Annotated in this window: 19 protein-coding genes; 4 read left to right on the top strand and 15 right to left on the bottom strand. The window is 62.6% G+C overall.

Annotation, left to right across the window (positions count from 1 at the left end):
* Window positions 1-165: 165 nt before the first annotated feature.
* The 5 genes from MKD50_RS28585 to istB all read right to left on the bottom strand — a co-directional run bounded on the left by MKD50_RS28585 (window position 166) and on the right by istB (window position 3,736).
* Window positions 166-786 carry a tyrosine-type recombinase/integrase gene (locus MKD50_RS28585; protein WP_240619779.1) on the bottom strand — a complete coding sequence of 207 codons (621 nt, stop codon included), beginning with the start codon at window positions 784-786 and terminating at the stop codon, window positions 166-168.
* 82 nt (window positions 787-868) lie between these two features.
* Complete coding sequence (locus tag MKD50_RS28580) at window positions 869-1,174, bottom strand: site-specific integrase (RefSeq protein WP_116344303.1); 306 nt, start codon at window positions 1,172-1,174, stop codon at window positions 869-871.
* Window positions 1,171-2,520, bottom strand: coding sequence for a tyrosine-type recombinase/integrase (locus MKD50_RS28575; protein WP_012354819.1), 1,350 nt, complete (start codon window positions 2,518-2,520; stop codon window positions 1,171-1,173). Before MKD50_RS28575 ends, MKD50_RS28580 begins: the two co-directional genes overlap by 4 nt.
* A 15-nt stretch (window positions 2,521-2,535) precedes the next feature.
* Window positions 2,536-2,835 carry a tyrosine-type recombinase/integrase gene (locus MKD50_RS28570; RefSeq protein ID WP_012354820.1) on the bottom strand — a complete coding sequence of 100 codons (300 nt, stop codon included), beginning with the start codon at window positions 2,833-2,835 and terminating at the stop codon, window positions 2,536-2,538.
* A 133-nt stretch (window positions 2,836-2,968) separates the two neighbouring features.
* Window positions 2,969-3,736 (bottom strand): IS21-like element helper ATPase IstB, encoded by a 768-nt coding sequence (gene istB, locus MKD50_RS28565; protein WP_012354821.1) that lies wholly within the window; start codon window positions 3,734-3,736, stop codon window positions 2,969-2,971.
* Window positions 3,737-4,201: 465 nt separating this feature from the next.
* On the opposite strand from istB, the gene MKD50_RS28560 reads away from it, so the two are divergent.
* Complete coding sequence (locus MKD50_RS28560) at window positions 4,202-4,462, top strand: helix-turn-helix domain-containing protein (protein WP_256461669.1); 261 nt, start codon at window positions 4,202-4,204, stop codon at window positions 4,460-4,462.
* Between the two features lie 32 nt (window positions 4,463-4,494).
* Here the strand turns inward: MKD50_RS28560 and MKD50_RS28555 are convergent, their stop codons facing one another.
* The 5 genes from MKD50_RS28555 to MKD50_RS28535 all read right to left on the bottom strand — a co-directional run bounded on the left by MKD50_RS28555 (window position 4,495) and on the right by MKD50_RS28535 (window position 8,950).
* Entirely contained in the window at window positions 4,495-4,800 is a 306-nt protein-coding gene (locus MKD50_RS28555; RefSeq protein WP_232348034.1) for a GSU2403 family nucleotidyltransferase fold protein, read from the bottom strand.
* Between the two features lie 358 nt (window positions 4,801-5,158).
* Complete coding sequence (locus MKD50_RS28550) at window positions 5,159-6,721, bottom strand: Fic family protein (protein WP_012354823.1); 1,563 nt, start codon at window positions 6,719-6,721, stop codon at window positions 5,159-5,161.
* 264 nt (window positions 6,722-6,985) lie between these two features.
* Window positions 6,986-8,236, bottom strand: coding sequence for a tyrosine-type recombinase/integrase (locus MKD50_RS28545; protein ID WP_012354824.1), 1,251 nt, complete (start codon window positions 8,234-8,236; stop codon window positions 6,986-6,988).
* A 100-nt stretch (window positions 8,237-8,336) separates the two neighbouring features.
* Window positions 8,337-8,714: a type II toxin-antitoxin system VapC family toxin gene (locus MKD50_RS28540; protein ID WP_012354825.1), complete on the bottom strand. Its 378-nt coding sequence runs from the start codon at window positions 8,712-8,714 to the stop codon at window positions 8,337-8,339.
* Entirely contained in the window at window positions 8,714-8,950 is a 237-nt protein-coding gene (locus MKD50_RS28535) for a type II toxin-antitoxin system Phd/YefM family antitoxin (RefSeq protein ID WP_012354826.1), read from the bottom strand. The genes MKD50_RS28540 and MKD50_RS28535 overlap by 1 nt, the downstream gene beginning before the upstream one ends.
* Window positions 8,951-9,135: 185 nt before the next feature.
* On the opposite strand from MKD50_RS28535, the gene MKD50_RS28530 reads away from it, so the two are divergent.
* Window positions 9,136-10,203 (top strand): DNA-binding protein, encoded by a 1,068-nt coding sequence (locus tag MKD50_RS28530; protein ID WP_012354827.1) that lies wholly within the window; start codon window positions 9,136-9,138, stop codon window positions 10,201-10,203.
* A gap of 302 nt (window positions 10,204-10,505) precedes the next feature.
* On the opposite strand, the gene MKD50_RS28525 is transcribed toward MKD50_RS28530, so the two are convergent.
* The 5 genes from MKD50_RS28525 to MKD50_RS28505 form a co-directional block, all read right to left on the bottom strand.
* Window positions 10,506-11,228 carry an MgtC/SapB family protein gene (locus tag MKD50_RS28525; RefSeq protein ID WP_012354828.1) on the bottom strand — a complete coding sequence of 241 codons (723 nt, stop codon included), beginning with the start codon at window positions 11,226-11,228 and terminating at the stop codon, window positions 10,506-10,508.
* Window positions 11,229-11,292: 64 nt separating this feature from the next.
* Window positions 11,293-12,591, bottom strand: a complete 1,299-nt coding sequence (locus tag MKD50_RS28520) for an ABC transporter ATP-binding protein (RefSeq protein WP_012354829.1) — start codon at window positions 12,589-12,591, stop codon at window positions 11,293-11,295.
* Window positions 12,592-12,604: 13 nt separating this feature from the next.
* Window positions 12,605-14,341: an ABC transporter permease gene (locus MKD50_RS28515; RefSeq protein WP_012354830.1), complete on the bottom strand. Its 1,737-nt coding sequence runs from the start codon at window positions 14,339-14,341 to the stop codon at window positions 12,605-12,607.
* Window positions 14,342-14,547: 206 nt separating this feature from the next.
* Window positions 14,548-15,984 (bottom strand): carbohydrate porin, encoded by a 1,437-nt coding sequence (locus MKD50_RS28510; protein WP_081479558.1) that lies wholly within the window; start codon window positions 15,982-15,984, stop codon window positions 14,548-14,550.
* A gap of 549 nt (window positions 15,985-16,533) precedes the next feature.
* Complete coding sequence (locus MKD50_RS28505) at window positions 16,534-17,706, bottom strand: tyrosine-type recombinase/integrase (protein ID WP_012354833.1); 1,173 nt, start codon at window positions 17,704-17,706, stop codon at window positions 16,534-16,536.
* A 164-nt stretch (window positions 17,707-17,870) separates the two neighbouring features.
* On the opposite strand from MKD50_RS28505, the gene MKD50_RS28500 reads away from it, so the two are divergent.
* Window positions 17,871-18,818: a DNA-binding protein gene (locus tag MKD50_RS28500; RefSeq protein ID WP_012354834.1), complete on the top strand. Its 948-nt coding sequence runs from the start codon at window positions 17,871-17,873 to the stop codon at window positions 18,816-18,818.
* A 138-nt stretch (window positions 18,819-18,956) separates the two neighbouring features.
* Window positions 18,957-19,391, top strand: coding sequence for a hypothetical protein (locus tag MKD50_RS28495; RefSeq protein ID WP_012354835.1), 435 nt, complete (start codon window positions 18,957-18,959; stop codon window positions 19,389-19,391).
* Window positions 19,392-19,415 lie beyond the last annotated feature (24 nt).

The following is a 19,415-nucleotide window of genomic DNA, read 5'->3' as shown; positions in this document are numbered from 1 at the left end:
GCCTGTCTGGAAGAGGCGCTGGCTTTCTTCGGCGGCGTGCCTGAATAATCGGCAGCTGCCGATTACTCAGGTAATCAGCAGCAGCGAGAAATCCGAAGGAACTCGCCCCGTCCTTTGCTCCTCCATACCCAACAGCGACAGTTCCTTCAGATTTGGTAGGCCAGCTCAAAGCGATTCCAGCCAAGTGAGCAAGTCCTCGTTGCGGCGCCATGGTGGTGGCTTGTCGATCTTCGAATGCGGCTGCAGCCGCTGCAGGGCTTCGCGTTTGGTGTCCAAATTTGCTTGGGCGTAGTGATTGGTGGTGTCGAGGCTCGCGTGCCCCAACCAACTCCGGATCACGGTGACATCGACGCCAGCGGCGACCAGGTGGACCGCAGCCGCGTGCCGAAAAGTGTGCGGCGAGATCTTATTCGATGCCAACGTCGGCACAACCGCAGCGGCGCTACGCACGTACTGCGTGAGCTTGAAGCGGACTCCCGAGGGTCCCAGAGGCATGCCATATCGATTGACAAACAACCTTTCGTTGCTAGCGCACGGTTGCCGCTGCAGCAATGCCTTTAGCAACTCGACGATCTCTGGCCACAGCGGGCAGATGCGTTCCCTGCGGCCCTTCCCGAGCAGTCGCACGCAGTTCGGTGGGTCGAATCGGATGTCGGCAGGACAAAGATTGAGCACCTCTTGTATCCGCGCACCCGTGTTATAAAGGAGCCATAGCAGCACGTGATCACGTTGTCCTTCCAGCTGGGTGCGATCCGGCTGCGCCCGGATTGCCTCGATCTTGTGCATGTGGAGCTCCTGGCGCACCGGCATCGGCGCCTTCTTAGTCGGAATTCGCAGCACCTCGGAACACTGCTCGATGGCTGTGGGGTCACGCTCGGCGACGAAACTGAAGAAGCTGCGCAACGCAGCGAGACGACAGTTTGCGCGTGCCGATAGAGACCTTGCGCTCGCGCTCGCTGTGCTGCAAGAACGCAGCGACCTCGGTTGCGTTTAGCGCTTGCAGCGTGAGATCGGCGACACGACAACGTCGGCGCTCAGCGACAAAACGCAGGAACAGTCGCCAGGCGTCTCGGTAGGAACGTATCGTGTGGGCGGAGACGTTGCGCTGTTCTGCCAGCCGCTCATAGAAGAAGGTCCGCAGCAGTCGCGGGAAAGGATCGGTCGGCTTCATCATGATGCTCTCCCGGGGATGTGCACCTGATGCAGCACCAGATGTCGAAACCGCTCGCTGGCGAGCTGCAGCAGTTCCTGCGTCACGGTCAAGTAGACGAGCGTGGAGTTGATGTCCTTGTGGCCTAGGTAGGTTGCCAGGTACGGCAGCCGCGCCTGAGGATTGATTCCTTGGCGATACCAGGAAAGCATCCGATAGACGACGAAAACGTGCCGAAGATCATGGATTCGAGGCCCGCAGCGTCCCTGTTCGGGCTTGAGCCCGGCGCGTCTCAACACGGCCACCAGCAACTTCTCGATCATCACCCGCGAGTAGCGACCGGCAGCCTGCTGATGCCAGAACAAGCCGCTGTCGCCGTCCTGCGGTGCTCCGGCGCGTCGTCTCGCGTCGAGATACTCGCGCAGCGCTGCCACCACACTGTCAGACAGGGGCAGGCTTCTGGATTTGAAGAGCTTCGTCTCGCGAACTTCCAGCATGCCCGTGCTGAGGTCGAAGTTCCCAAGATCCAGCCGCGCGAGTTCACCAAGACGCAGTCCGGCGCAGCAGGCGAGTACGAGCATTGTGTACAGCGCAAGTGGCCGGAGCGGAGCGCGAGGAGATGGGAAGGCGCGCGCGGTGTCGAACAACAACTGCAGCTCTTGCGGGGTATAGATGTACGGACGCCGACGTTCCCATTCGATGCGGTGCTTCAGTCGACGATCCGGCGGCGGCAGTGCGACGCTCGGATCGACACGTCGCCATGCGCGCAACAGGGCGCGTCCCGCCTGTTGGCACTCCCAGGCGTGATTCAGCGTCCGGCCCTGTGCGGCCCACTGCTGCAACAGTACCGCCGGCGGTCGCCCGGGGAGTTCCGGGCGACCTTGCAGGAACCGGTCGAAACGCAGGAGCCAGCCCGACTGTGTCTCATAACGGTAGCCTACCGCGCGCATGAGCTCCACATGCTCGCGCAGCATCTCGCCGAGAAAGCTGGCGAACCGAGCCGGCGGGCGCAGAGACTCGAGCGCCTGCAGAGGTTCGGCTGCGAGCAGCGCACGCGCGATTGGCGTGCCGTATCGTTGACCATAGCAGGAGCGCAGCTCCGCCAGTGGGTTGTGCGAAATCATGCCCTCCGAGTGGAGATAATCTAGGAAGCGATCAACGATGCACGCCCGGTGCAGCACCATGTGGACAGGCGAGTGCCGCGCGCGCTCCAGCAGCCATCCCTGCATCGTAGAGGTGCTGACTGCGGCATCGCCACGTTGCCGCACGAAACGCTGGAACCCGCGCAAAACACAACGGTAGACCTTGGCCGTATCGCGACTGCGCAGCCCCAGGTGATGTACGTGACGCTCGATCGCGTCGCACTTCATCTTCGAGCCACGTATTCATTGCGCCCCGTCGGTCAGGAGTTCGCTGATCTCCAGGGAGACGTCGCGCAGTTCATCGACAGCGAGCTTCAGGTACGGCAACACGGAACTTGATGAGCGGTGCCCCAGCACGTCCTCAATCAGCTTGGGCGGCACCCCGCCGCGCAATAGGCTGATGGCACGCGCGTGCCGGAAGGCATGCGGTCCGCGCTTGCCATTGGTTTGCACGCCTGCAGCATCGAGCCGCCTGCGCAGTGAGGTGTACAGGCTTGAGCCGTTGGTGCGTATTCCGGTGAATGTGACCGACGATTCCGGCATCGTGACCACTGATTCCGTTTTATCGTGACCGCTGTGGCCCCGCAGTTTCCGGCTGATTGTGACCGGCAATTCCGGCGTCGTGACCGGTGATGGGTTGAGGGTGTTGCGCGGGGACGGATTCTACTCTGCCAAGCTAAGCAGTGTGGCTGCCGCTGGATGTCGTGCTCGTTTTTTGAGCAGACTTTCTGAGCGAATCGCCCGCCAGCGTGATGCGGTGAATACGGTGCATCAGACGATCGAGGATCGCATCGGCGATGGTGGAATCGCCGATCCAGCCATGCCAGTGCTCGACGGGTAGTTGGCTGGTAATGAGTAGCCCACGGCTGCTGCCGCGATCGTCAATGAGTTCAAGCAGGTCATTGCGCGTGACCGCGTCCAGCGGCGCCACCGCCCAGTCGTCCAGTACGATCAGGTCGGTTTTGGCCATCTGCAGCAGCCATTTGCCGAAGCCACCGCTGCCATGCAGAATACGTAACTCTTCTGCCAGCCTGGGCACGCGCAGATAAGCGACGGAATGCCCGCGGCGGCAGGCGTACTGCGCCAGCGCGCAGGCCAGCCAGGTCTTGCCGACGCCGGTCGGGCCACCGATCAGGACAGTATGTCCGGTTGTGATCCAGTCGGACAGCGCGAGACTGGTGACCTGTTTCCGATCAATGCCGCGGCCTGGACGGGCGTCAAGATCCTCGATGGTGGCGTGGGGGTACTTGAGGCGGGCACGCTGCAAGAGACGGGCAAGCTTGCGGTCATTGCGCCAGAGCAGTTCGCGGTCGATCAGCAGCGCCAGGCGTTCCTCGAAGGCGAGCGCGCTGGCGCCGGGCTGGGCAAGCTGTTCTTCCAGGGCGGCGGCAAAGCCGTCGAGCTTGAGTGAGCGCAGTTGCGCGAGCGTGGTGTGGGTCATCATGAGATTGGGTTCCGGTTGTGAGCGCCAGGCAAGCAAGATCGACTGTGGCGGCTGCCCAGCGGTGTGCGAGGGCCATTGAGGTGAATCGCGGGAGTTAGTGCTGCCTGGCAGACAGCGTTACTGGTAGTAGCTGGGGCCGCGCAGGTGTGCGTGGTCGGGACTGACCCACTCGGCAGGAGGGGCCGTGGTCAGCCTATCGCGACCGGTTTCGAGCACGTTCTTGTCATGACCCCAGGAAGCCGCGAAAAATCAAAAATGCAATTAACTACCAGACAGCTACCCACAACAGCATTGTCAGCTTCCAAGGCGAAGGCAACACCGAAGCGGTGCTCCTATTGCGCGTGGACGGCGATGGTAAAATTTCATTTTCGTGAAATTTTATTTCGCCCTATGCCGAGGCCTCTTCCTGATCCAACGCCACCATCACGCGCGACCATCCGCAGCATTGACTAACTTGGTGACCGGATACGGGCAACGCGGGCAGGGGAAGGTATGCCCATTGACCAGGCCGCCACTCATTGTGGCGTTTCCGTTGGCATGCTGTCCAAGCTGGAGAACGGCAAGGGCGTCAATCTGGCGCACGCGCTGCGCGTGATGGACGGACTGGGTTTGACGATGCTCGTCGTGCCGAGGGCGCATGCGGCGTTGCTCGAACAGGCAGCGGCTCATGCGGCCAAGATGGACAAAAATGCAGCCAGGGAGCGGAAAGCCGGGGTTGAAGAGTAGACAACAGCATGTGGCAGGCAACGCGCGGCTTGCTAAACACCCAGCCGGCGGTGGGCGAGCTCTTCCACGATCGATGCCTGGAGCCTGTCGCGAGATACCTTGAGCGGATCGCGCTCTGGGGTGGATGCCATCCAGCGCTCGAAGTCGACGAATGCGGCTGGACTGATCGTCGTCATCCGCGCCATTCTTCCGGTCACGGAAACGATGGGCGCAGAGAATGGAGGCGACCCCAACAGGACATTTGGGCGTCGCACCTGGATTGCCCAGAGGTCATCTTCATAATCTCGCAGAGCATGCCGCCGCGAACTTCTGTGGCCTTGCGGCGCGCGGATTACCACGCTTCGAACATCGTCTTCGCGTCAAGTTACTGGCGCAGCGCATTTTTATCCAACTCGATCCGACGATCCAAGGGGTTTCAGTATAAAAGTGCAATATGCAAATTTCATACTGAAACCCATGCATCATGCAGGCCTTGAGCATCCACCGCAGGGGGCAACTGAGTCGCGCGATGGTGTCATTGCGGATGAGACATTGCAGCCACGCTGCAGGCAGGTTCCTGCTGCAACCTTCATTGAACCCGCGTGGCGGTGCACGCCTTCGGGCTGGTTGATATCCCGGCGCATCCTCTTCGCTGTGCAGGGAGCCGTTCGTCGTGGAGATCGACGAATGCCCAAAGTTATCCCGCACGTAACGCAGTCATCTTGAGGATCCGCTATCGAAAGTCTTGAAAGCAGTCTTCAGACTATCAACCAGATCTGCCACGATCTGGTCATTCTCGAGAATGGGGAACTCCTTTCGGAGCTTGTTGGAGACTGCACCCTGATTGTCCCTGATCGAGCGGATGATCCGATCGATATCGGCATCAGGACCGTCGATGATGTCCTTCACCATCCGCCGAGCGGTTGTCCACTCCTGCAGAATCCCCGCCTCTGTCCTCATCTCCTGCCGGATGGTTTTGTCGATGATGTCGGCCATATATTCGACCTGCACAGTTAGGTCGGGGTAACGCCATGCCGGTAGTGCAGCGTCATATCCGGCAAACTCAAAGTTCGATTGAATGCCATCCGGATACAACGTGCGGGAGGGCGCAAATTCGCAAAGGTTGCCGTACCTGCGCATTAATGGTTTCGAGAAGCATTCAAGGATATGGTCGTAGCGTGCGATGTTCTGCGGTTTCTCCGTGATGACAGCCGAGATCGGCAGGATGAAGGGTCGCGGCACGGCACCATCTCGTCGCAGGACGTCGTTAATGATGAACCGGTGGATACGGCCATTTCCGTCGGCCAGCGGGTGGATGAAAACGAATGCGAACGCGGCCGCGCCGGCCCGAATTACCGAGGATTGCCCGGCGGTGCGCTCCAGAAAGACCTCAAGTCCGTGCAGCAGGTCCCGCAGCCTATCCCAATGCGGAGCGACATAGTGGACGATCTGTTCAAACCGATGCGTTTCGCCAACGAACACCGGCGAGGCCCGCAGCCCGAAACGGGAAATAGTGCTGCGCTCGCTAACGATTTCTCGCTGCAGCTCGGCTAGCGTATCCGGGGACAGTAGCGCGGGGTATTCACCGATCCGCCGTTCCATGACTGCCGCAAATCGGCGAATTCGGTCCAGTTGGTCCTGCTCGTGCTCGATCGCAAACGACGACTTGGATTCCTTGATCGTCAGCCAGACGGCGCTGCGCATCAGGACATTGTCCCCGAACTCGGCATTCAGCTCGTCGAGCCGGGCGGCGCAGTCGTAGTCCTGTGCCGCCTTGACTTCGGGTGTCCGTCGAATCAGGGGGCAGAAATCTCGATTGCCGGGAAGGTTGTCGCGCACGCGCCAACGTTGATTTCGAGTGGGTATCGTCGCGGCAAAGTAAGCCTCAGAGTCAATCGCGTCGACGTAGTTGCCCCCGGTCACGGCCCCGACGCCGGCGATCTGGCGGCCGGTTAGCCATTCATACAGAAATCCAACTCGTCTGGCATACTGGCCGGTGCGCTCGCTGTTCAGCCAGGCAGCCAACTCTCCCTGGGGAAGTACATCAAAGAGCCGTGCCAGGAACTCGAGATGGACTCCTTCCTGTCGGATCGCATAAGTCAGGTGGGCCTGCAGCGTTGGCTCCTGGCGAGAACCGGCGGGATAGATCTCCAGCGTCTTACCCTCGGTGACCACGGAACGCCGAGCGGCGCCAATCTCGCTGGTAATCTGAAATTCCTGTACCGGGGTTATCTGATAGTGCTCTGCGAGCCACTTGTACCCTATCCATTCCGTGCTCAACGTGAACTCCGTCGTTTAATTTGGCCTGCGGATGTTTAAAAATTCCGCTATTTCTTGATTATCGTTTAAACGACACTTCGTTGTTGACGTCGAACGCTTTTGGAAACGCATGCTTGGCGGAAGCAAGCGCTTTCGCTTGAGCAAGCGGCGGCGCATGCGGTCAAGATTCTGGTGTGAAAAGGGCAGGCCGCGATCGGGTCGGGTGTCAATCTCAGTTGCCCGCACGATCGACGCAAAGAGCCATTCGCCGGGCGGGGGGGCGCCTTAGGTCTTGCTGGTCCAGCCGATGCGATGCCGCACTTGCGTGGCCTCGTGCCGCGCATCGTCCTCGCTGTGCAGGTAGCCGCTGGTCGTCGAGATCGACGCATGCCCGAAGTTGTCCCGCACGTAACGCAGATCCACCTGCCGGTCGGTCATGTGGGAGCCGGCGGTGTGGCGCAGCCAGTGCGCCGAGGCGCTGGCCAGGACATCGGCCTGCGCCGCCCATTCGGGTCCGCGCGCGCGCAGGCTCGCTGCCGCCAGGCCGAACACTTCCTTCAGGATCAGGTGCAGCGCGCTGCGTGACAGGCCTCGTTCACGGTTCTCCTGACCGATGACCGGCAGCAGCAAGGGGCGGGTCTCCCCAGGCTGCGGCGTCGGCGCCAGTCCGTGGGCGCGGCGGTAGCGCGCCAGTTCAGCAATCAGCTCGTCGGTGGCCGGCACCAGCCGGGTCTTGTTGCCCTTGCCGGTCACTTCCAGCCACCAGCGCTCGATGCCCTGGGTGTCGCGCCGGCAGAAGAACGCCCCCATTGTCGTGCCGGTGACCTCCGCCGCGCGCAAACCCCCCAGGTAGAGCACGGTCAGCAGCCAGCGACAGCGCGCCGCATGCAGGCGTTCGCGCTCGGTGGCGGTGTCGGCGGTCCCCGGCATCGCCTCGATGGTGGCCTTGACCACGTCCCACAGTTCGTGACTGAGGTAGCGCTTGATGCGCGGGCGGGTCGGCGCGCGCCGCCGGCGCGCGAGCGCCAGCGGATTGCCGGCGAGGTAGCTGGCCTCGGTCAGCCAGGCGAACAGCGCGTTCAGGATCACCAGTGCCTGACGAATGCTGCGGGGCGCCAGCGGTCCGGCAAACGGCCGCCAGTCCGGATGACTGCGCGCGAGTTTTTTGCTGCCGGCCAGCACCCAGCGCGCGGCCGGTTGCGGGTCGGCGAGGAAGCGCTCATACGCGAGCAGGTCCTCGTGCGTCAGCGACGACAGTGGCTTGCCCAATTGCAGTACCGACCACAGGATCAAGCGCTCGACCTCGCGCCGGTAGGCGGTCAGCGTCGCCGCGCTGTCGGCATAGCGCGCGAGCCAGGCGGTGACGGCGGCGAGATCGTCGCCCGCGGCAATGCCGGTGGCGCGGTCCGGGGCGCGGTTGCTGCCGGCAGCGCCAGACAGTGCCGGAGGCAGGCGCAGGCGTTCCAGCGGGATGGGAAGCGCGGTGGGGAGCGGGGCGGCCGGGCCGTCCGAAGGTGGGAGCGGAAGCAATTCCATGAGTAGGCGCCGAATTTTCAAGAATCGGCGGAGCTGGGGGAGCGGTCAAATCGGGCCGCCCTCGGCTGCTATGCTGCCACTGCCGAAGTTTCTGTGGACCCTAAACCCGGATGACGAGGTCGGAATACTTCCAGACGTGTTCGTCTGCCGAGAGCAGTCGCAATGGTTCGGTGATCGCCTGAGCGACCAGCAGCCGATCAAACGGATCGCGATGGTGGTTTGGCAGATGACGCACTGCGGCTGCATGCGTGTTCGTCACCGGAAGTTCGCGAAAGCCTGCGGCGGGTATTTCAGCGATGAGTTCGTCGACATCGACTTCGATCTTGTCGAGGCCCGCCTTGATGGAGATTTCCCAGAGGCTGGCCGCACTGATGAAGACCTCCTCGGCCTCCAGGATCATTCGCTGCGCGCTCTGGCTCAACTTCGGGTCATTCGTCACCGCCCAGAGGAACACATGGGTATCGAGCAGGATGCGCATTACCGTCCTTCGAAGGCGGCCAGCAAGTCATCGGGGAGCGGCGCGTCGAAGTCATCCGCCGTGCGGATCTTGCCCAGCAGCCCGCCGAGGCGCCGTGGGGGCTTTGGCTTGGCGAACGGCACGATCCGGACCACCGGCTTGCCCGCCTTCGCAATCACGACCTCGTCGCCTGCCGCCACCTCTTCGATGAGCCGCGAAAGGTGGGTTTTGGCCTCATGAATGTTCACGGTCTGCATAGTGTTCTCCTGCAAGAGAAACTTAGTCTAGCTTAGTCTGTTCAGATCCGCAAGGTTACGTAGATGCCAGATCCTCCGCGCATTCGCTAGACATAAGCGGATTTATGTCTAAACTTTGTCGATTGAAATTACATCTATAACGTATTACGTAGTAATATATATAAATTCAACGACGCTTTTTGCCGATGGCCGCCGCCGACCTCGATCTGACCGACACCGCCTTGCAGGCTGACCTGACCGAACTACGCAGCCGTTTTCCCGAAACCCGCGCGCTGTACCGCGAGGTCTGCGGCCTGCTGTTCTTCCGTTACGGTGTCACGCCCACCGCCAACAAGCTCTACAGCTTGGTCCGCAAGGGCAGCATGGGCACGCCCGCCGAGGTGCTGCAGGCGTTCTGGCAGGAACTGCGCGGGCGCACGCGCGTGACCATCGACCATCCGGACCTGCCGGACCCCCTCAAGCAGATCGCCGCCGAGGCGGTGCAGACCATCTGGCAGTCGGCCAACGAGGCCGCCACGGCGGAACTCGCCACGCTGCGTGCCGAAGCGCGTGACGCAGCGAATGCCGCGGAATCGGAACGCGATGCCGCGCGCGCCGAGACCGCGGTCGCGCGCGAAGACGCGCTGGCGCTCTCGGCGCAGCTGGGCGAGGCGCGCCAGGCGCACGACGCCGTGCAGGCCGAACTGGCGGCCGAGCGCCAGGCGCACGCCGCGACGCGGGCGCGTTGGGAAGCGGGGCGGGGGGAACTGGAGGCGGCGGGGCGCCAGCTGGCGGAACTGCGCACCCAATTCTCGACGGAGCTGGAGCGGGCGCGCGAGGCGGTGACGCTCGCGCAGGAACGCGCCGAAGCCAGCGAGCGGCGCAGCTTGCGCGAACTGGACCAGGAGCGCACCGCGCGCCAGAAGAGCGAGCGCACGGCCGAAGACCTGCGCGGCGAACTGGCGGTGGCACGCAGCGAGGCGCGCGATGCGGCGGTGGCGCAGGCGGAGGGCCGCACGAAGCTGGAAGCACAGGCCGCGGCGCTGGCCGAGCGGCTCGCGGCCACCGAGCAGGCGCAGCGCCGGGCGGAGCGGGCCGAAGCGGAAGCCGCGCTCGCGCGCCAGTTGCTGGCCACCTTGCGCGTCGCGCCGCGCGAACGCGAAGGGGGCCGGCGGCGCAAGGCAGCCAGTTCGGCGGCGACCGTGCCGGAAGAACAAGGCGACGGTCAGGAGGGTCGGCCGGAATTCGCGAAATTTTCGCCAAATATGGCTTAACACATTGATCTAAAAGAGGAATTCGGTTCCATGCGCGCTCCTCGAACGCTGCATCGCTAAATCAAGCGCCACGGGAACCGCATGCTGATCGTCTCAAATCGGTCCGTCTCGACCGATATAGGGATGTCGCCAACCGTGGCTTGAATGACCGCTGGTCGCTCATCGCCGGACACCCAGCGAACTGAGGCCGATGCCCGTAAATCGGAGGCCATTGCGGACATGACTGATCCAGTCGACCGCTCTAACTTCAGAAAAAAGGACTCTGTGATGGCTTTCGCCGACACAGGGCTTACCGCAGCAAATCACTCAGTGGTGCTGGGGCTCCAGAAAGCCTGGCTGACAGCACTGGACGCTGCCAGTCTCGCAACAACGTGATCGAGCTTCTCCCCGTCGACTGAGGTCGCCATCAGCACGGCTTCGATCTCCACGTCGTCGGTACCAAAGGCGTGAACCACCAAGTCGCGGGTGGGATGATTGCTGTCCTCCAGGGCCTCATCCAACAAGCGCATTGCCTCTTTCTGGCGCTCCCGCGGAGCGATGACATAGACGGTATTAGTGACCTCCACGGCGGGCGTATCGATGGGCTGACGGTTGATACGGTCGACCACGGGGCGCAGCAGCGTATTTGCAGCCAGCACGAATAGACACCCGACTGTAGCCTCCGGAAGCAGGTCCGCGCCGGCACACGCACCTATGGCTGCCGAGCCCCACAAGGTGGCAGCGGTATTGAGGCCGCGCACATTCCCTTCTTCTCGCATGATCACGCCCGCGCCAAGGAAGCCGATTCCCGAGACCACGTAGGCGACGACACGCACGGCACCATCGTGCCCGGCCAGCCGGTTGGCCATATCTACAAAAATGGCAGCGCCGACAGCCACCAGCACATTGGTGCGTAGGCCGGCGGTACGTTGGCGGTACTGTCGTTCGTAACCGATTATCGCACCCAGCACGAATGCCGCGGCCACGCTGATACTGGTATCGAGCAGGGAATCCAGATTGATGTTTTGGATGGCTTCAATGGTCATGTTTCGAACTGGTCAGAGTCGGGCTCAGAGTGGGCAGCCTCAGCTTGAGGACAGCCAAATTGCATTAGCTTTCAAGCGAAAACCGCTCCGTATGGTCATCGCACGAGAAGATCTCAGCATAACGTCCCCATTCAATGATCGCCTCCAGCGTCTGCTTAGCCAGCTCATCGCTCAGAAAATCCTCTAACTTTTGCTCGAACCGGACGCGCGGGGCTTGCTGATCCTTTCGCTCAGCCAACACAGTTCGGATATAGCCGGCCATTGGTACGCGCCGCACCAGGTGTTCGGCGAACAGGGCTTTACGCTCCTGTGTACCATGCTCATTGAAGAGCAAGCCCGCTACGGTCAGGACAATATCGCCCTCGCGCAGCTCGGCGAAGCCGAGGTGCCCGAGGATCTCGGCGACGGGGAAGAGATCGTCCACTTCCAGGTGCATCGTGGCTGCGATTTCTGGCAGGTCAGCTTGGCCCCGATAGGGCTCAGCGGCTACCGTCTCGATCAGGCCCGCCATCAGATTGGTTGAAACCGGCTGCAAAGGGCTGCCGATGTCCAGGCCGTTTCTTGGCGCGGCACCCTTTGTCGGGCGGGCCGTCATCTTGGCGTAGATCTCGTCGACCAGTTCGCGGAATGCCGGCTCGAGGCGGTCACGCCGATGCTTGAAGGGTACTTGAAACTCAGCAACGACAGATCCCGGGTTGGACGAAAGCAGCAGAATGCGGTCGCACATGAACACCGCCTCCTCGATGTTGTGGGTCACGATCAGCATCGACTTGATCGGCAACATGCGCTCGGTCCACAGATCGAGCAGATCGGTACGCAAGGTCTCTGCTGTCAGCACGTCGAGCGCCGAGAATGGCTCATCCATCAGCAACAAGGTCGGATTGACAACGAGGGCCCGGGCAAAGCCGACACGCTGGCGCATACCGCCCGATAATTCGCGGGGGAACGCGTTCTCGAAGCCATCCAGGCCAATCAGGTCGATGGCTGCAAGCGCGCGCTCACGCCGCTCCGCCGGCGGCACGCCAAGCGCTTCCAGGCCGGCTTCAACATTGTCGAGGACGGTGAGCCACGGAAATAGCGCAAAGGTCTGGAAGACCATAGCGACACCTTCTGCTGGGCCTTTGATCGGTGAGCCGCAGTAGTCAAGCTGGCCGGACGTGGGCGAAATCAGGCCGGCAATCATGCGCAGCAATGTGGACTTGCCCGAGCCGGACCGACCAAGCAGGCCGACGATTTCGCCTTCGCGCAGTTTTAGGTTCACGCCGTCCAGCACCAGTCGCTTGCCCTGATCGCGGCCGTAGCCGTGGCTCAGGTCGCGAACGGTCAGGATGTTCTGGGTAGGGGTCAGGATTTCGTTTTGCATTATGTTTGCCCTCTCAGTTCATGCGCAGCTTGCTTTCGGCGATGGCGTACAGCGGACGCCACAGAAAACGGTTGAAACAGACCACCATGATCGACATGACAGCGATACCAAGGACGATTTTGGGATAGTCTCCAGCGGCGGTGGACTGGGCGATATAGGCGCCAAGGCCATGCGCCGACAGGCTGGTTGAGCCCCATGACACGGCCTCGGACACAATGCTCGCGTTCCACGCGCCGCCCGACGCGGTGATGGCGCCAGTCACGTAGTAGGGAAAAATCCCGGGCAGCATGATCTGCCTCCACCACTGCCAGCCACGAATGCGGAAGTTCGTGGCCGCTTCGCGGAAGTCGTTCGGAAATGCGGTGGCCCCGGCGATGACATTGAAGAGGATGTACCACTGCACTCCCAAAACGATCAGCGGACTCAGCCAGATGTCTGGGTTTAGATGGAAATGGACAATGCCGAACACAAATACCGGGAACAGCAGGTTGGCCGGGAAGGCGGCCAGGAACTGCGCCAGTGGCTGGATTTTTTCGGCAAGCCGGGGCCGCAGCCCAATCATGACCCCAACCGGCACCCAGATCAGGGAGGTGAGGACGATCAACACCAGCACGCGCAACAGTGTCAGCAGCCCCAGCCCAATGACTTTCACAACTTCGTCCAATCCGGCTTCAGTGTGCACATAGCTGACCGTCCGCCACAGCAGATAACCGGCAAGCACTGCCACAAGAAGGCTCCAGACCACGTCAACGACGCGGGCCAGGCCAGCCCGCTGGGGGCCTGAGGCCGCGGGCAGTTGCACCGCGAAGCGGGCCCGCGCCAGCTTGCGCAGCAGGCGGCCGAAGGTACGCAGCAAACTCTGGATCAAGTGGGTACGATGCACCAGGTTCAACACCCAGGACTGCGGCGCGGTTTGCGCGCTCGTGCTTTCCAGTCGGAAGCGATCTGCCCAGGCCACCATCGGACGAAACAGAAACTGGTCGTACAGGACGATCACTGCGATCATGGCCAGGATGACCCAACCCACCGCTGCCATATTGCTGTCGGCAATGGCCGTGGCCAGGAAGGCGCCGACCCCAGGCAGGGTGATTGACTTGTCGCCGACCGTAATGGCTTCCGAGGCGACAACAAAGAACCAGCCGCCCGACATGCTCATCATCATGTTCCAGATCAGCCCCGGCATGGCAAACGGCACCTCCAGCTTCCAGAATTTCTGCCAGGGCGTTAGGCGCATGCTGTTCGACACTTCGATCAAGTCAGGCGGTAGCGTGCGCAATGACTGGTAGAAGCTGAATGTCATGTTCCAAGCCTGGCTGGTGAAAATCGCAAAGATGGCCGCCAACTCGGCGCCAAGCATGCGGCCCGGAAAGAGCGCAAGGAAAAAGACCACGGTGAAGGAGATATAGCCTAGCACCGGCACCGACTGCAGGATGTCGAGCATGGGGACCAGTACCTTCTCCGCCCGGCGGCTCTTGGCTGCCAGCGTGCCATACGTGAAGGTGAACAGCAGCGACGCCGCCAGCGCGGCCAGCATACGCAGCGTGGTCCGCAGGGCGTACTCGGGCAGCATGGCAGGATCTAGCGAAATTGCCTCGGCGCTGGGTCCGGCAAGCGGTGCCAGTGTTTCACGGATGCCTGACGCGGCCACTACCAGCAGGCCGATAATCAGTGGTAGGGCAATGAAATCCCAGCGGTTCGGCAGCAGACGCCGAGCCGTACCTGGGAGTTGCGGCATGAATTCGTTTGCCATGGGGCTTCCTTGGCCGACAGCATGGTTAAACGGAAGCCCACGAAGCGTGTGCTGGCAGCTTGGTCAGAACAGGTTCGCGAGCCATTGGATTCACTACCCTGGCCGGGTCGCCAGCGGCTACGGGTAGTTGGCAGGCGCAGCACAGCGACTAGAGGCGTCATCCATAATGGCTCCTCCTGTTCACTGGGATACTATCGCTCTGCGCCTCAGAACTCGGCGTGGAACCGGACGCCATAGAATGTTGCCGGCCCCCGGTCCCGGTTGTAGCCCGGGTTGCGGATGTATTGAAAATTCGGACTGACGCTGAAGTACTTCAACAACGCCAGGCTGTAATAGATCTCGAGCACTTGTTCCGGTCCATAGCGCAATGCGCCATCGCCGAGGAACGCTCCCAGACCGCCGGCGGCCAGGTAGTCCCGGTGCGGTGATCGCAGCATGTTGACGGCCATCGCCACCCCGAGTTCGTCATTGGGCCGTCCCCAGGACGTGCCTTTGAGCGTGCCGCCGCCGGCAATTTGCTTGCCGATCTCGGTAAAGGCGTAGGTTTCCGTCTTGTCGTCCGACATATTGGCGCGGAAGAACACGCCCAGCGAATCATTGACCTCCTGCAGCAACGTAATGCCCACGCCCACCTTGGCATGTTCCGCGCGCACGTCGGCAACATCGGGCGTCACGTTGTTGGCCTGCCCGAATGCGATGGCATCGCTGAACTTGCCCATCTTCGCTTTATTGCGCCAGAGCAGCAGGCGCGCCGCTCCGGGACGGCCAGCGAGGGTATAGCGCTTTTCAAGCTCCAGGATGTCGCCGTAGTGCTCAAACATCCGTGTGTCGAGCTTCAGTCCGTTGGATTCGAGCGGTTGCAGGAAATGACCAAAGCGCGCCGACCAGCCATCGCCCACGTACTCTAGCGACACGCCCCAGTTGTAGCCGCGCGCATCGGCGGGATAGTCGAACGAGCCATGTGTCAGCGATGACCAGTTCATGAACTGGGTGCGCGGGTCGGAGCCGTAGGGGTTCAGGTCGAAGACGTCGAGCACGCCGAAGTTGCCAGCGGTCAGCACGACGCGCTGTTTGTCGACGGTTCGCGCAAACTGGTTGAAGTCGGCATCAAGCTTCTCCTCGCCACCACCCAGGCCCCAGGTCTGGCGCACGAAGGCGCGGGCCCGGTAGAACGTAGGATTGGTGCCCGACGATTTGGCCAGTTCCCCGTTGGTCAGGCCTCCGAGACCATGCAGGCCAGAGAAGGGCACACCCTGCGAGACTTCAGGATTGAAGTGAAACTCTGCCCCTTGCCATAGGCGCAGGCCCAGGTCGAGCGTGCTGGTGAACGAATAACTCTTGGCCCGTTCCGTGCCGAGGCTGTGCTCGCCGGAATAGGCCGCGCCAAACGAAGGCTTGCGCTGCCAGATGTAGGTGGCTTGCCCGTGGAAGGCAAAACGGTCCTCCATCGGATCTGCCGTCGCATTGCCGGGGGCAGCGCCGGAAGCCGGCTGGCTTTCACCGGCGTTCTGGGCATGCGCCGGTGCGAGACCAATGGCTAGGAGCACCACGGTCAGCGCCGCGAGCGTGCGGGCCGACCAACGAGTGCCCTTCAAAAGGGTGAGGGCGGAGAAGGCAAACTGAAAACAGGTAATGAACGACATGAGACCTCCCTCACGCGCTTCTATGGCGCGTGTAGGCTCGGGGCGACTACCCGAGAGGGCCAAAGAGTGAGCGCAAACGTCACCCGCATCTGCCTACTCGGTAGATCGCTAACAAGAAAAATCGGGAGGTGGCCACACAGGAGAATCTGCATGGTTGCCACTACCCGCCGGTAACGGCTAGGCAGTGGCGAGATGTCGCCTTGACTGACTAGCCGTTCAGTGATCGGCGTGGCGCCGACTAGAACAACAGTCCATGGGGAGAACCCTTAGTGATGACCGGGCGCAGCATACCAAAATGTTTCATGGGACCGCAATGGATTTTCGGAGGCCCATAGAGGCGACTGCGGTGTTTCTGCGACACGTGGTTTTCGTCGGCGGAACCGTCAAAATGCGCCTCACCCGGCGGCGGACCAAATCAGTCACTGACTCTCTCGATGCCGGCGCCTACGCGACGCCAGCGGAAACCCCGGCTAGGCCTTGGCTAGGCCGATCCATTCGAGGCCGATGGAAAGGGCCGAGCGCCTCACAAATGACAGGGGCGATCAGCGCCTACTGTGGCAAAGCGGGCGTGGTGGATGGTTGACACTGTTGCTCGCCCACGGTGTGCGCATGCCGCCGATCGTCCTCGGCGTGCAGGTAGATGCCAGTCGTCTCAATCGAGGCATGCCGCAGGTTCTTCTGGATAAAACGGATATCGGTGCCGGCGTCGGCCTGGTGCGAAGCCGCAGAATGGCGCAGCCAGTGCGTCGAGGCACGCGTCAGCGTCACCGCGCCGGCCGGATCGCTCGCCTCCAACACGGCGGCCGCCCGCCGGAACACCTCCTTCGCGATCAGATAGACCGCCGTCGGCGTGAGGTGCCGCTGCGCGTCGCCGGCGACGCTCAGAATGGCCGGGCTCAGCTCACCGGGCGCGGGCATCGGCGGCAGGCCGTGGAACGCGCGATAGCGAGCAAACTCGGCCATCAACGCGTCGCTCACTGGTACCTCGCCCTCGGCGCCACCCTTGCCGACAACGTACAGCCACCAGCGCCCCCGCCGCTGGACGAAGTCGGCTGCCCTCGCGCGGGCGGCTTCGCTCGCGCGCAGCGCTGTATGGTAGAGAAAGCGCATCACCCAGCGGCTGCGCTCGTAATGCTGGCACTCGCGCGGCGTGCCCTGCGGCCAGCCCTCCATCGACGCGAGCACCACCTGCCACAGCGCATGATCGAGATAACGCTCGACGCGTCGAGCGCGCGAGCCACGCGTTGAGCGGCTGCGGCGCAGGGCAAGCGGATTGCCCGCGAGGTAGCCGGCCGCGACAAGGTAGTCGAGCAGTCCGGAAAGGATGCCGAGCGCCTGACGGCGGCTGCGCTCGGACAGCGGCCCATCGAAAAGCCGCCGCGCGCCGCCGCGGCGCGGCAGGGCCGGGTCGGTCCAGTCGGCCGTCGGCGCGGCCAGAAACTGCTCATAAAGCAGGAAATCCTCGCGCGTGAGGCTCGACATCGGCTTGCCCAGCGTGCGTGTTGCCCAGACGAGCAGCCGCACCACTTCCTTTCGGTAGCTGCGCAGGGTGTGCGGCGAACTGGCGTACTCGGCAAGCCACAAGCGTACGGCCTCAAGGTCGGTATCGGCCGTGACCTGCCGGTTGGCGGCGCGCGCCCGGTTAGTGCCGTCACGGCCGTCCAGTGCAGAGGGCAATACGATCGGCAGGACTGATTCGTGTGCTGGAGCGGGCAAGTTCATGGACTGACACGATTTTGCGGCGGGGTTCCGCATCGTACACCTACGAAGCTTACGATTATGCGCGTTATCGTAAATTTCTGGCGCTTGTGATTACGTATATAACGTAATACGATCATATGCATTATTCAGAATCCAGAAATTCCACCTCTCAGCCGCTTCCGCCCATGAGCCGTATCAGCGATACCCGTCTACGCACCCGTGAAGCAGCCGCGCGCCTGGTTGCCGCGGGCCGACACCCGCATGAGCTCACCGTCGACCTGATCTACGCCGAGATTCGCCAGGGCAGCCGCACCACCATCAATGACGAGCTGAAGCTGTGGAAGGACGAGCAGGCGCGCAACGACGCGCTCTCTGCCGCATTGCCGCCAGCCGTCGCCAACGCCATGCTGTCTGTCTGGGCGTTGGCCGTCGCGCAGGGAGAACAGGTCTTTGCGCAGCGCAGCGGGGAGTTTGAGGCCGAAGCGGCCGCCGCAACCACGCGCGCCGAATCGCTGCAGGTCGCCAATGCGGGATTGCAGGCGGAAGTACAAACGCTTCGCACTCAGGTTGACGACCTGCAGGCGCGGCTCGCCACCGCGCTTGCCGATCACGCCAGGGGCCAGACCCAGCTGGACGCAGCCATCCGCCAGGCCGAAGCAGCCGTGGCTGAGCGCGATGCCGTGCGCGCGCAATCGGACCAGGCCCTGCACGAAGCGCAGTCCACCCATGCCCGCGAACTGGAAGCTGTGCGGGCTGCCCGCGCCGAACACGAGGCCGCCCTGCGGGCGGAGGTCGACCAGGCCACCGCCCGGCTCGAAGGCGTGCAGAAGCTCGTCATGCTGCAGACCGACGAAGCGCGCGAAGCCCAGCGTCGCGCGGAAGCGGCCGTTTCGAAGACCCGGCAACGAAACGAGCAACTTGTGGCCGACGGGCAGCGTCTCTCCGCCGACGCTGCTGAACAGCGGCGGCTGGCCGAACGGCATGAAAAACAGCTCGCCGGTGTCATGGAAGAAACGCGCGAACTGCGGCGCGAGCGCGATTCCCTGACCCAGCAGGTAGCCCTGTTGCAGGGCCAGCTCAAGGGCCGCGACGAATCCGCGCCAGCGCGTACAGCCAGACGTCGCGCCAGTTGAGCCAAACAGCGAACAACGGCTTTCGGAGTACCGCGGAGTGCCTCAGCGCCCGCGCTACAATCGGGCCTTCGGTCCTCGCCTGGCGGCGCTGGACCGATGCAGTGCCATGAGCAACCGCCCGACAGGAAACCGAGCCTCATGAACACGAACGAACCGCAAACACCGGCCTGGCAGCCGATCGCTGCGCTGCCGGTCATTCTTGATCTCGCCGGCGCGCAGATTGAAGAGGTACAGGCTACCTTCGACGCTCTGACCCGGTGCCGGTCGCGACCCCATGTGCTTGACGACGCCACCCTGGCCCGGACGCGCCAGGTCTACGGCGAGCAACGGGATTTTCTGCCGATCCAGCGCGAGCAGGTTACACGGTGGCGATCCGGGCCGCTCACACCGCAGGAGCGCGAAGAACTTGCTCATCTGAGCGCGCGGATCGAGCGGCTGGCGGCGCTGCTCGACGATATTCTCGCGCTGACAGACGAGCTGTCGCACGGCACGATCGACCGGATCCTGGGCATGAGCGATGCGGACCTTGCCGCTGCGGTGTTATCGGGCTCGCTCAGATTGCCGCAACGCTGACACGCGGAAAATGCTGCAACGGTA

Origin of the sequence: Cupriavidus mimosae (assembly GCF_023952485.1) — a bacterium.
GTDB classification, from domain to species: Bacteria; Pseudomonadota; Gammaproteobacteria; order Burkholderiales; family Burkholderiaceae; genus Cupriavidus; species Cupriavidus taiwanensis_C.
The sequence above is the reverse complement of the archived record's forward strand: the minus strand, read 5'-3'. Positions and strand labels throughout refer to the sequence as shown.